We start from the raw sequence: 12,719 nt of genomic DNA, 5'->3' as shown, positions 1-12,719 counted from the left end.
ACCGGCTTCAGGCCTTTGCCCTACACACAACTACATCAGAGGTGCCCTTCTAAGGCGCAGACGGTACTCCCATCCGCGGGGCGTTTCAAGCTCATGCAGATAGCCGCTTGCCGTCTTTATTTGTCAAAGCACAGAGAGTTATAAGAACCGAGCGAAGCGTAACTCAATGGAAGGATCAAACCTGCTCAAAGCCGACGCCAAAGCACAAAAGGCGGCCTTTTGGGCCGCCTTCGTGGTTTTACAGGTCGAAATTAAAAATCGTCTTCGACCTGGCCATCCTTGACCTTGAATTCGCGGTTTTGCAGGTAGGCGTTGCGGATGAAGACATACTTGTCGCCGCTCACCATCTTCTCGGCCGACAGCAGGCTGGCGCGGGTGTCGACGACGTTCAGGCCTCGAATAGAGTTACGCACCGAGACGTTATCGATATAACGATACGGGGCCGTGTAGTCATCGACCAGTTTGGCCGGCGCGTCACGCAGGGTGCTTGGCCCCAACAGCGGCAACATCAGATACGGCCCACTGCCCAGGCCCCAGTAGCCCAGGGTCTGGCCAAAATCTTCATCGCTGCGCTGCAGGCCCATCTGGGTGCCCACATCGAAGAAGCCCAGCAGGCCGAAGGTGGTGTTGAAGACCAACCGGGCGGTGTCGACCCCGGCAGCGGCCGGCTTGGCCTGCAGCACGTTATTGGCCAGGTTGCCGACGTCACCGATGTTGCGGAACATGTTGTGGATGCCGTCTTCGAGGAACTGCGGCGTCACGTATTGATAACCCTGGGCCAGTGGCTTGAGCGCATAGGTATCAACAGTGTCGTTGAAGGTGAAGATTGGACGGTTGATGCTTTCCCAAGGATCTTCTTCCGTGGCGGCCTGAGTGGCGAACGGTACCAGCAGGGCGCAGGTGGAAAGACACAGCTGAGCTAGACGATGGCTCCAGCGCATAGAGGAAAACTCCTTGGATTGTTCAAGCAAGGGCGCCGAGCCCAGGCGGTAAGCTGGCTAGTATAAGACGGAACGCGTGGATAGGCAGCACCGAAAAAACAAGCGGGCGTAGGACGTTTCCGCGACCACTGCCCTTCATTTCACTGTCACCGGACTGTCATCGTGGCCCTTTAGGCTGCTGGTTATTTCAAGGACGTTCCCATGCCCCGCCCCGAAGCCCTGCCCCTCCCCGCCGCCAGCCTGACCGCCGTCCTGTTTGGCCTGAGCGGATGCCTGGTGGATTTCGGCGCACGCATCCGTCAGCCAGGGGCAGCGCCGGATGAGCATGCACAGCCGACACCGGGCGCCCTTGAGAGCTTGCACCACTTGCAGCGCCAGGAAATCCCCTGCGCCTGGCTCGACGAACTGCCACCTGCCGTCAGCCATGCCCTGGCGACCTCATTGCCGACGTGGATCAAATCGCCGCAACTTCCAGCAACAAATAATCCTTGGCCAGCGCCACATGCCTGCTGGCAGGCGCTGATGGCGCTCAATGTCCAGCAACTGGACGGTTGCGTGTTGGTCAGTGGCGAACCCCGGTTGTTGCAGTCGGGGCTCAACGCCGGTTTGTGGACCATCGGCCTGGCGTCCTGCGGCTCGCTGTGTGGCCTGGCGCCTGGCGAATGGCAGGCGCTGAGCCAACAGGAGCGGGAAACCAAGCGCGCCAAGGCCACCGTGCAATTGTTCGGCCTGGGGGTGCATTCGGTGATCGATCACCTGGGCGAACTCGACACTTGCCTGGCGGACATCAGCCTGCGCCGACTCAAAGGCGAGAAGCCATGACCGGGATCATGCAGGGAGCGTGAGTGTGGATTACTCTTAAGGCAAGCCACGGACTTTTGACCCAGCGTCGCGGTCCATGGCTGTGCCTATCAATAAAGGGAGTACGCCAATGCCTGCCCGCGAACTGCAAGAACAGCTCAACAAACTGCGCGAGCAATTGGAACAGAATCCACCACTTTCCGAAGTCGAGCGCGATGACCTGCACGCGCTGATGCAAAAGATCGAACTTGAGCTTGAGCTGGAAACCAAAGCGCCGGACAACAACCTCGCCGACAATGTGAACCTGGCGGTCGAACGCTTCGAGGTGGAACACCCCACCCTTGCCGGGACCTTGCGCAACATCGTGCAAGCCTTGGGCAATATGGGGATCTGAACCCTTTAAATGCAAAAAGCCCTGCTATCGCTAGCGGGGCTTTTTAATGTTGGCAATCTGAAATGCAACCCACTGTGGGAGCGGGCTTGCTCGCGAAGGCGGCGTGTCAGTCAAATGAGTATCAACTGATACACCGCCTTCGCGAGCAAGCCCGCTCCCACAGTCGATTTTATGGTGTGGCTTAGACTTAGAGCGGCTTGCTGCAGAGGCTCACACCCAGGGTATGACTGGCCTGTGGCAACAACGTCACCACATCGTCCATCACATTGGCTGTCTCGATGCACAGCATGCGCTGCCAGCCATCGTCGGCCATGTCACTGAAGGCCTTGGCGCGTTCGGTCCAGGGGTTCCAGATCACCGCCGAGCGCGAACCACTGCTGGTCAGCTCGATCCGGCGTTCCCACAGCGGGTCAATGATGCTCAGCTTCGGTGGGGTATCGAGATAAATGCGGTCGGTCTCGCCGGCAAAGTGCAGGTTGCCGGCCTGGGTGACGGTTTTCCAGTCGTCCAGGGTCTCGATGTAGCTCAAGCCGTCCACCCCTTCGACCTGCACGTTGCGCACGTCGCTCACGGCAAAGTAGCTGTGCAGCGCCTGGCTGAGGCTGACGGTTTCGCTGCCACGGTTATGGCTGGTGAGGCGGATGTGCAGTTGCTCGTCCATCACGATGGCCAGCGTCAGGTCGACCTGATGAGGCCAGCCGGGGAGGCCGTTCTCGGGGTAGGGCAGCACGAATTCCACCTTGAGGCTTTCGCCTTCGGCTTCGATGCCCTTCAACGACCAATCCATCAGCCGCACCAGGCCGTGGGCGGTGGCCGGGTCGTTGCTCACGCGCATGGCCTGTACGCTGTCGGGGTTGCGCGTCAGGTTGCCGAACCACGGCCAGCACACCGGCACGCCCGCGCGGATGCTCTTGCCGGCCTTGAAGGTAGCCTGGTCGTTGAGCCAGATCAGCGGCGGCTGGCCGTCCACTTGATAGCTGAGGATATGCGCGCCTTGTTGGGCCACCAGCAACTCGGCCTGACCGTGGCGGATGCGCCAGGCGTTCAGTTCATCCAGTTTGACGGCTTCGACGTTGGGCGTAGGCATGTTGCAAATCTCGCTCGGGAACAGGGACTGCAATGGACCGCAAAACGGCCGTCGTGTTTAACGGGCGCGCGGCGGAACCGAGCGGGTGCGACCGCTGCCGTCGATGGCGACGAAGACAAATACCGCCTCGGTCACCTTGCGCCATTCACTGGACAGCGGGTCGTCGCTCCAGACCTCGACCATCATCTGGATCGAGCTGCGGCCGATTTCCAGCGCCTGGGTATAAAAGGAAAGCTGCGCCCCCACTGCCACCGGCACGAGGAACGCCATGCGATCGATCGCCACGGTAGCCACGCGTCCGCCGGCCACTTTGCTGGCCATGGCGGTGCCGGCCAGGTCCATCTGGGACACCAGCCAGCCGCCGAAAATATCGCCGAAGCCGTTGGTCTCGCGAGGGAGCGCGGTGATTTGCAGGGCCAGGTCGCCTTGCGGGATTGGATCTTCTTGTTCGAGCTCTATCATGCCGGGGGTGCCTCTGACCCGTAACGCTGTCTTGTACTTCAGGTGAATAGCCGTCTTTGTAAAAAACGATTCAGCCCGAACATACTGCGTTCGTCACGTTTTTCGTAAAGGCGTGCCAAAGGGAAACTCTGCGAAACCGGCTGGTTCTGGTACTACGCCACCAACGACGTTTTCGCACAGCAACCCCTTACAGAGTACTGCAAGGTTGCGAGTATATCGGGCGATAGACGTCGAGACGACCACTCGGTTCTGATTTTGACTATCAAATACGCACCTCTATGTGCTTTTTCGAACAATTTGCTATCGTGCCGGACCTGCCCAGGCCCCCAACCCGTGTTAACAGGGTTGCAGAACCAACTATAAGAGAAGTCCTTGCCATGACCACTGCGCCTTCGAGCACGGCGACGCCCGCACAACCGGCACGTCCACTGACCCGCAACGATTACAAGACCCTGTCGCTTTCTGCCTTGGGTGGTGCGCTGGAGTTCTACGATTTCATCATTTTCGTGTTCTTTGCCACCGTGGTCGGCAAATTGTTCTTCCCTGCCGAAATGCCCGAGTGGCTGCGCTTGATGCAGACGTTCGGCATTTTTGCCGCCGGTTACCTGGCCCGGCCGCTGGGCGGGATCGTCATGGCCCACTTCGGCGACCTGCTGGGGCGCAAGAAGATGTTCACCCTGAGCATTTTCATGATGGCGGTGCCGACCCTGATCATGGGCCTGCTGCCCACTTATGCGCAGATCGGCATGTGGGCGCCCATCCTGCTGTTGCTGATGCGGGTGATCCAGGGCGCGGCCATCGGCGGAGAAGTGCCGGGCGCCTGGGTATTCGTTTCCGAACACGTTCCGGCGCGCCACATCGGCTATGCCTGCGGCACGCTGACTTGCGGCCTGACGGCGGGAATTTTGTTGGGTTCGCTGGTCGCCACGGCGATCAACAGCATTTATACACCCGTGGAAGTGGCCGATTACGCCTGGCGGATCCCGTTCCTGCTGGGTGGCGTGTTCGGGCTGTTTTCGGTGTACCTGCGCCGCTGGTTGCACGAAACCCCAGTGTTCGCCGAGCTGCAACTGCGCAAGGCCCTGGCCGAGGAAGTGCCGCTGCGGGCCGTGCTGCGTGATCATCGCGGCGCCATCGCCATTTCCATGCTGTTGACCTGGCTGCTGTCGGCCGGCGTCATTGTGGTCATCCTGATGACACCGACTGTGCTGCAGACGGTGTACCACTTCAGTCCGACCACCGCGCTGCAGGCCAACAGCCTGGCGATCGTGTTCCTGAGTTTCGGTTGCATCGGTGCGGGTGTGCTGGCCGACCGTTTCGGCGCCGGCCGGGTGTTTGTCTTCGGCAGCGGTTTGCTGTTGATCACCTTCTGGACCTTCTACCACTGCCTGTTCGATCACCCCGAGTGGCTGTTCCCGCTGTATGCCTTGAGTGGCTTGCTGGTGGGCACCATCGGCGCGGTGCCCTATGTGATGGTCAATGCCTTCCCGGCCGTGGTGCGTTTCAGCGGCCTGTCATTTTCCTACAACCTGGCCTATGCAATTTTCGGCGGGTTGACGCCAATGATCGTGACCCTGCTGTTGAAAGAGAGCTCGATGGGGCCGGCGTATTACGTGGCGGCCATCTGTGGGATCGGGATTGTGGTGGGCGGTTATCTTTGGAAGAAGGGGCGCTAGGTCCGAATTTTTCACTGACTGCACGGGCCTCATCGCGAGCAAGCTCGCTCCCACAAAGGTTCTGCGTTCGCCGCAAAGCCCCTGTGGGAGCGAGCTTGCTCGCGATGGGGAGCGCCACGAATCATTTTGTAAAACTCGATACTGGCCTTTCATCCAATTGTCATATTTCAGCCATAGAGTGTTCACACGGCTTACCGATACTTGGCCGACTTAACACACCCTATCTGCTAGGAGTAAGGCATGAAACTGAAGCGTTTGATGGCGGCAATGACTTTTGTCGCTGCTGGCGTTGCGACTGCCAACGCGGTGGCCGCTGTTGACCCTGCGATCCCGAGCTACACCAAGACCACTGGTGTATCGGGCAACCTGTCCAGCGTCGGCTCCGATACCCTGGCCAACCTGATGACCTTGTGGGCCGAGAACTACAAGAAAGAATACCCGAACGTAAACATCCAGATTCAGGCCGCCGGTTCCTCCACCGCGCCACCTGCGCTCACCGAAGGCACCTCCAACCTGGGCCCGATGAGCCGCAAGATGAAGGACAACGAGCTGCAGGCTTTCGAAACCAAATACGGTTACAAGCCCACCGCCATCCCGGTTGCCGTGGACGCCCTGGCGGTATTCGTACACAAGGACAACCCGATCAAAGGCCTGACCATGGCTCAGGTTGATGCGATTTTCTCCTCCACTCGTCTGTGCGGCGCCAAGGCTGACGTCAAGACCTGGGGCGACCTGGGCGTGACCGGTGACCTGGCCAACAAGCCAGTCCAGTTGTTCGGTCGTAACTCGGTGTCCGGCACCTACGGCTACTTCAAAGAAGAAGCCCTGTGCAAAGGTGACTACAAGTCCAACGTCAATGAACAGCCTGGCTCGGCCTCGGTTGTACAGTCGATCAGCAGCTCGCTCAACGGCGTTGGCTACTCGGGTATCGGCTACAAGACCGCCAGCGTGAAAACCGTTGCCCTGGCCAAGAAAGAAGGCGGCGAGTTCATCGAAGACACCGAAGAAAACGCCCTGAACGGCAAGTACCCGCTGTCGCGCTTCCTCTACGTTTATGTCAACAAGGCACCGAACAAGCCTCTGGCCCCGCTGGAAGCCGAGTTCGTGAAGCTGATCCTGTCCAAGCAAGGCCAGGAAGTCGTGGTCAAGGACGGCTACATCCCGCTGCCAGCCAAAGTAGCCGCCAAGGCACTGGCTGACCTGGGTCTGCAAGAAGGCGGCAACGTCGCCAAGAAGTAATACCTGAGCCCGGGCCAACGCCCGGACTCCTGTGGGAGTGAAGGTTGCTCCCACAACCCAAATTCCTGTCCGCTGCCGCTTTCTGCTGGCGGCGGATTTGTTGCGTCACTGCATTGTCATCTTTCTGTCATACAGGATCGCTAGGGTGTGCGCATGAATGATCTGGCCAATTCCACAATGACTACGACTTCCCCTCCCAAGCGCATTGACTTCAATACGCCTGAGCTGCAACGCAAGCGCCGCATTCGCGCGCTCAAGGATCGCCTGACCCGCTGGTACGTGCTGGTCGGCGGCCTCGCCGTCCTCGCCGCCATTACGTTGATCTTCTTCTTCCTGGCCTACGTCGTGCTGCCTCTGTTCCAGGGCGCGGACCTGGAGGCCAAGGACTCGATCACCCCGGCCTGGATGCAAGACGCCGGCAAACCGCTGATGATTGCCATCGAAGAACAGAACCAAGTGGCCATGCGGGTTTCCGACAAGGGCCAGGCGCTGTTCTACGACCTCGACAGCGGTGCCGAACTGCGCCGCGTCGACCTGCCGATTCCGGCCGGTGCCAGCGTGACCGCCATTGGCGAAGACCAGCCCGGCAGCCCACTGGTGGCGATCGGCCTGTCCAACGGCCAGGCTCTGGTATTCCGTCACACCTATAAGGTCAGCTACCCGGACGGCAAGAAAACCATCTCGCCCGCCGTCGAATACCCTTACGGCGAGACGCCGATCGCGTTGAACGAACAGGGCTTGGCCCTGGAACATGTCAGCCTCAACGCCACCGATTCGACCCTGCTGCTGGCCGGTTCCAGCGGTGCCCAGCTGCAAGTGCTGTCGCTCACCAGCGAAGAAAACATGATGACCGGTGAGGTCACCAGCGAGCAGACGCGTATCGACCTGCCGCAGATGACTGAGCCGGTGAAGAACATCTTCGTCGACCCGCGCCAGCAATGGCTGTATGTGGTCAACGGACGTGCCCAGGCCGATGTGTTCAGCCTGCGGGACAAGAGTCTCAATGGCCGCTACAAACTGCTCGAGAACGCCGACACCCAAGTCACCGCCGCCACCCAGCTGGTGGGCGGGATCTCGCTGATCATCGGCGACTCCAAGGGCGGCCTGGCCCAGTGGTTCATGGCCCGCGATCCGGACGGCGAGTTGCGCTTCAAACAGATTCGTACCTTCCAGATGGGCAGCACGCCCATCGTCGAGATCAGCGCCGAAGAACGTCGCAAAGGCTTTGTTGCGCTCGACGCCGCCGGCAAGCTTGGCGTGTTCCACAGCACCGCCCACCGTACTCTGCTGGTGGACCAGGTGGTCGACGGCCAGGGCCTGTTCGGCATGTCGCCACGGGCCAACCGCCTGATCGTTGAACAGGGCGGCAAGCTGCAACCCTTGACGCTGGACAATCCGCACCCGGAAGTGTCGTGGAGCGCGTTGTGGAGCAAGGTCTGGTACGAAAACTACGACGAACCCAAGTACGTCTGGCAATCGACCGCCGCCAACACCGACTTCGAACCCAAGATGAGCCTTTCGCCGCTGACCTTCGGCACCCTGAAAGCGGCGTTCTACGCGATGTTGCTGGCTGCGCCGCTGGCCATTGCCGCCGCGATCTACACCGCCTACTTCATGGCCCCGGGCATGCGCCGCAAGGTCAAACCGGTGATCGAGCTGATGGAAGCGATGCCGACGGTGATCCTCGGGTTCTTCGCCGGCCTGTTCCTGGCGCCGTACGTCGAAGGGCACCTGCCGGGTATTTTCAGCCTGCTGATGTTGCTGCCAATTGGCATCCTGGTCGCCGGTTTCGTCTTCAGCCGGCTGCCGGAATCCATTCGCCTGAGAGTGCCGGACGGCTGGGAAAGCGCCCTGCTGATCCCGGTGATCCTGTTCGTGGGCTGGCTCTCGCTGTACATGAGCCCGTACATGGAAGCCTGGTTCTTCGGCGGCGACATGCGCATGTGGATCTCCCATGACCTGGGCATCACCTACGACCAGCGCAACGCCCTGGTGGTCGGCCTGGCGATGGGCTTCGCGGTGATCCCGAACATCTACTCCATCGCCGAAGACGCCGTGTTCAGCGTGCCGCGCGGCTTGACCCTGGGCTCCCTGGCCCTCGGTGCCACGCCGTGGCAGACCATGACCCGCGTGGTGATCCTCACCGCCAGCCCCGGCATCTTCTCGGCGCTGATGATCGGCATGGGCCGTGCGGTGGGCGAGACCATGATCGTGCTGATGGCCACCGGTAACACGCCGGTCATGGAAATGAACCTGTTCGAAGGCCTGCGCACCCTGGCGGCCAACGTGGCGGTGGAGATGCCTGAGTCGGAAGTCGGCGGCAGCCATTACCGCGTGCTGTTCCTGTCGGCCCTGGTGCTGCTGTTGTTCACCTTCGTCATGAACACCCTCGCCGAGCTGATCCGTCAGCGTCTGCGCAAGAAATATTCGTCGCTTTAAGAAAGGTAGAAGTCTGTGAAACAGAACTCCCTGAAAGGATGGTTCAAGAGCGGCGCCCCCGGCGTCTGGATCAGCGGCGGCGCGGTGTCCATCGCGGTCATCATGACCATTGGCCTGCTGGCGGTGATCGCCGTGCGCGGCCTGGGCCACTTCTGGCCGGCGGACCTGGTCCACGCCAGCTACAACGTGCCGGGAATGCCTGCGCACCTGGTGGTCGGCGAAGTCGTGCAGAAGGAAGAAGTGCCTCGTGAGCGCCTGAAAAGCGCTGGCCTGCCGGTGCCCGACGAAGGCCCCGAGTTCATGACCCGCGAACTGATCAAGGTTGGCAACCGGGACCTGAACGGCACCGACTTCACCTGGATCGTCGGCGACTGGCTGACCAACCAGACCACGCCGCCGGAGCTGATGGCCATCGAGCGTCGTGAGTGGGGCAACTTCTACGGCTACCTGGTCAACGTCAAGGAAGACGGCAAGGTCATCGCCGAAGGCGAGGCCGCCTGGCCGCAACTGCAGGCTCGCGTAGAGCGCGTCAACCAGTTGGCCTCCGAGCTCAAGACCCTGGAAAAAGTCGACATCGGTGCAATCAACGCCGGCCTGGAACGCATCCGTCTGCACGGTCGCAAACTGGAACTGGACGGCAAGCTCGACGCTTCTGCCCAGGCGGACCTGGAAAGCGAGCGTGCCGAACTCAATGCCCGCTACAAGGATATCGAAGCGCGCCTGGCCGACCTGCATGCGCAGTTCAATCGCGACAGCCTGACCGCCCGCGATGCCAACGGCAAGGAAGTGGAAATCGAAATCGGCAAAGTGGTGCACGCCTACCAGCCAAACGGCATGGGGACGTTCACCAAGATGGGTTTCTATGTCAGCAAGGTCTGGGAATTCCTCAGCGACGACCCGCGTGAAGCCAACACTGAAGGTGGCATCTTCCCGGCGATTTTCGGCACTGTGATGATGACCCTGATCATGGCGATGATCGTGACGCCGTTCGGCGTGCTGGCGGCGGTCTACCTGCGTGAATACGCCCGCCAAGGCCCGATGACCCGCCTGATCCGCATCGCGGTGAACAACCTGGCGGGTGTTCCGGCCATCGTCTACGGTGTGTTTGGCCTGGGCTTCTTCGTCTACGTGCTGGGTGGTTCGGTCGACCGCCTGTTCTTCCCCGAGGCCTTGCCGGCGCCGACCTTCGGCACCCCGGGCCTGCTTTGGGCATCCCTGACCCTGGCGCTGCTGGCGGTGCCGGTGGTGATCGTGGCCACCGAGGAAGGCCTGGCGCGGATCCCGCGTACCGTGCGCGAAGGCTCCCTGGCCCTCGGCGCGACCAAGGCCGAGACCCTGTGGAAAATCGTCCTGCCCATGGCGAGTCCGGCGATGATGACCGGGATGATCCTCGCCGTGGCCCGTGCTGCCGGTGAAGTGGCGCCGTTGATGCTGGTGGGCGTGGTGAAACTGGCGCCGTCGCTACCGCTGGACGGCAACTACCCGTACCTGCACCTGGACCAGAAGATCATGCACCTGGGCTTCCATATCTATGACGTGGGCTTCCAGAGCCCGAACGTCGAAGCGGCGCGACCGCTGGTGTACGCCACAGCGCTGCTGCTGGTGCTGGTGATCGCCACGCTCAACCTGTCGGCGGTGTGGATCCGTAACCACCTGCGCGAGAAGTACAAGGCACTGGATAGTTGATTACACATTGATTTTCTGTGGGAGCGAGCCTGCTCGCGATGGCATCACCTCGGTTCAAAGCCAGACCGAGTCGCCTGAATCGCGAGCAGGCTCGCTCCCACACAGACACATACACATACACAGATTGGCATGGCCGCTCAGTGGCCAACCGAACCGAATTTGTTAGCACAGGGAGCCTCCCATGCAACACGAAGCACACACACACGGCATCAACATGTCGGCCCTGGGCCGCGACAAGCAGAGCCTGGACCTGGCTCAGGAAACCGTCGCCATCGAAGTGCCCGGCCTGAACCTGTTCTACGGCGACAAGCAGGCGCTGTATGACGTCAGCCTGAATATCCCGAAACAGCGCGTCACCGCGTTCATCGGCCCGTCGGGCTGCGGCAAGTCGACCTTGCTGCGCACCTTCAACCGCATGAACGACCTGGTGGACGGCTGCCGTGTCGAAGGGGAAATCAACCTCTACGGCAACAACATCTACCGCAAGGGCGAAGACGTGGCCGAGTTGCGTCGTCGCGTGGGCATGGTGTTCCAGAAGCCCAACCCGTTCCCGAAAACCATCTACGAGAACGTGGTCTACGGCTTGCGCATCCAGGGCATCAACAAGAAGCGCATCCTCGACGAAGCCGTGGAATGGGCCCTCAAGGGCGCGGCGCTGTGGGATGAGGTCAAGGACCGTCTGCATGAATCGGCCCTCGGTCTGTCCGGCGGTCAGCAGCAACGTCTGGTGATCGCCCGCACCATCGCCGTGGAGCCGGAAGTGCTGCTGCTCGACGAACCTTGCTCGGCCCTGGACCCGATCTCGACGCTGAAAGTCGAAGAACTGATCTACGAGCTCAAGTCCAAGTTCACCATCGTCATCGTGACCCACAACATGCAACAGGCGGCGCGGGTTTCCGACTACACGGCGTTCATGTACATGGGCAAACTGGTGGAATTCGGCGATACCGATACCCTGTTCACCAATCCGGCCAAGAAACAGACCGAGGACTACATCACCGGTCGTTACGGCTAGTCGAGGCTGCTGCATAGCCGCACTGCGCTATCAGGATCAACATTTAACTGCTTGAAGCTTGCAGCTTGAAGCTTGCAACTTTCGCGGAGCGAACAAGATGATTTCGAAGGAAGGCCTTACTCACCACATTTCCGCACAGTTCAACGCTGAGCTTGAGGAAGTGCGCAGTCACTTGCTGGCCATGGGCGGGCTGGTGGAAAAGCAGGTCAACGACGCGGTGACCGCGCTGATCGAGGCCGACTCCGGCCTGGCCCAGCAGGTGCGTGAAATCGATGACCAGATCAACCAGATGGAGCGCAACATCGACGAGGAGTGCCTGCGTATCCTGGCCCGTCGACAGCCGGCGGCTTCTGACCTGCGCCTGATCATCAGCATCTCCAAGTCGGTGATCGATCTTGAGCGAATCGGCGACGAAGCCACCAAGATCGCCCGTCGTGCCATTCAGTTGTGCGAAGAAGGCGAGGCGCCGCGCGGTTACGTCGAGGTTCGCCACATTGGCGACCAGGTGCGCAACATGGTCCGCGATGCACTGGACGCCTTTGCCCGCTTCGACGCCGACCTGGCGTTGTCGGTGGCCCAGTACGACAAGATCATCGACCGCGAATACAAGACCGCCCTGCGCGAGCTGGCGACTTACATGATGGAAGATCCGCGCTCTATCTCGCGGGTGTTGAGCATCATCTGGGTGCTGCGTTCTCTGGAGCGTATCGGCGATCATGCGCGCAACATCTCGGAACTTGTCATCTACCTGGTGCGCGGCACCGATGTGCGGCATCTGGGGCTCAAGCGCATGAAGGAAGAAGTTGAGGGCACGCCGTCCGAAACTGCTAATGTTCCGGGCGAAACTGACGATAAGTAAGATTGCCAAGAAAAGCGCCCGGCCTTCTGGTCGGGCTTTTTTTTGGGTTTTTTTTAATCGAAAGCAGCACCCCGCGAACGAAAAGTCCCGGCGTGACTGAAGGTTTTTGGCAATGTGCCA

The 12,719-nt window shown here is 60.6% G+C and carries 11 protein-coding genes; 8 read left to right on the top strand and 3 right to left on the bottom strand.

Features of this window, described 5'->3' with window-relative positions; all coding sequences use genetic code 11:
* Positions 1 to 251: 251 nt before the first annotated feature.
* A complete protein-coding gene (locus tag CFII68_RS09435; RefSeq protein ID WP_018609988.1) occupies positions 252 to 941 on the bottom strand; it encodes a VacJ family lipoprotein in 690 nt (229 codons plus the stop codon).
* Between the two features lie 201 nt (positions 942 to 1,142).
* Between CFII68_RS09435 and CFII68_RS09440 the strand changes: the two genes are divergently transcribed.
* Both CFII68_RS09440 and CFII68_RS09445 read left to right on the top strand, forming a co-directional pair.
* On the top strand, positions 1,143 to 1,763 hold the full coding sequence (locus CFII68_RS09440; RefSeq protein WP_018609985.1) for a hypothetical protein: 621 nt from the start codon (positions 1,143 to 1,145) through the stop codon (positions 1,761 to 1,763).
* 109 nt (positions 1,764 to 1,872) lie between these two features.
* Positions 1,873 to 2,136, top strand: coding sequence for a DUF4404 family protein (locus CFII68_RS09445; protein WP_018609983.1), 264 nt, complete (start codon positions 1,873 to 1,875; stop codon positions 2,134 to 2,136).
* A gap of 187 nt (positions 2,137 to 2,323) precedes the next feature.
* On the opposite strand, the gene CFII68_RS09450 is transcribed toward CFII68_RS09445, so the two are convergent.
* On the bottom strand, positions 2,324 to 3,223 hold the full coding sequence (locus CFII68_RS09450) for a D-hexose-6-phosphate mutarotase (RefSeq protein ID WP_018609981.1): 900 nt from the start codon (positions 3,221 to 3,223) through the stop codon (positions 2,324 to 2,326).
* A gap of 57 nt (positions 3,224 to 3,280) precedes the next feature.
* The gene (locus CFII68_RS09455) at positions 3,281 to 3,685 is read right to left on the bottom strand and encodes an acyl-CoA thioesterase (RefSeq protein ID WP_003177184.1); all 405 of its coding nucleotides are present in this window, start codon (positions 3,683 to 3,685) and stop codon (positions 3,281 to 3,283) included.
* A 377-nt stretch (positions 3,686 to 4,062) separates the two neighbouring features.
* Here CFII68_RS09455 and CFII68_RS09460 point away from each other — a divergent pair, with 377 nt between their 5' ends.
* From CFII68_RS09460 to phoU, 6 genes are all read left to right on the top strand, one after another.
* Entirely contained in the window at positions 4,063 to 5,361 is a 1,299-nt protein-coding gene (locus CFII68_RS09460; protein WP_018609979.1) for an MFS transporter, read from the top strand.
* A gap of 240 nt (positions 5,362 to 5,601) precedes the next feature.
* Positions 5,602 to 6,600: a phosphate ABC transporter substrate-binding protein PstS family protein gene (locus tag CFII68_RS09465; RefSeq protein WP_018609977.1), complete on the top strand. Its 999-nt coding sequence runs from the start codon at positions 5,602 to 5,604 to the stop codon at positions 6,598 to 6,600.
* A gap of 153 nt (positions 6,601 to 6,753) precedes the next feature.
* Positions 6,754 to 9,039, top strand: a complete 2,286-nt coding sequence (locus CFII68_RS09470) for an ABC transporter permease subunit (protein ID WP_018609975.1) — start codon at positions 6,754 to 6,756, stop codon at positions 9,037 to 9,039.
* A 15-nt stretch (positions 9,040 to 9,054) separates the two neighbouring features.
* A complete protein-coding gene (gene pstA / locus CFII68_RS09475) occupies positions 9,055 to 10,725 on the top strand; it encodes a phosphate ABC transporter permease PstA (protein ID WP_018609972.1) in 1,671 nt (556 codons plus the stop codon).
* 181 nt (positions 10,726 to 10,906) lie between these two features.
* Positions 10,907 to 11,740 (top strand): phosphate ABC transporter ATP-binding protein PstB, encoded by an 834-nt coding sequence (pstB, locus tag CFII68_RS09480; RefSeq protein ID WP_014335891.1) that lies wholly within the window; start codon positions 10,907 to 10,909, stop codon positions 11,738 to 11,740.
* A gap of 97 nt (positions 11,741 to 11,837) precedes the next feature.
* A complete protein-coding gene (phoU, locus tag CFII68_RS09485) occupies positions 11,838 to 12,599 on the top strand; it encodes a phosphate signaling complex protein PhoU (RefSeq protein ID WP_018609970.1) in 762 nt (253 codons plus the stop codon).
* Positions 12,600 to 12,719: the final 120 nt, after the last annotated feature.

The organism is Pseudomonas sp. CFII68, from assembly GCF_000416195.1.
Lineage (GTDB): Bacteria > Pseudomonadota > Gammaproteobacteria > Pseudomonadales > Pseudomonadaceae > Aquipseudomonas > Aquipseudomonas kilonensis.
Note: the sequence above shows the minus strand (reverse complement) of the source record. Positions and strands in the feature narration are given on the sequence as shown.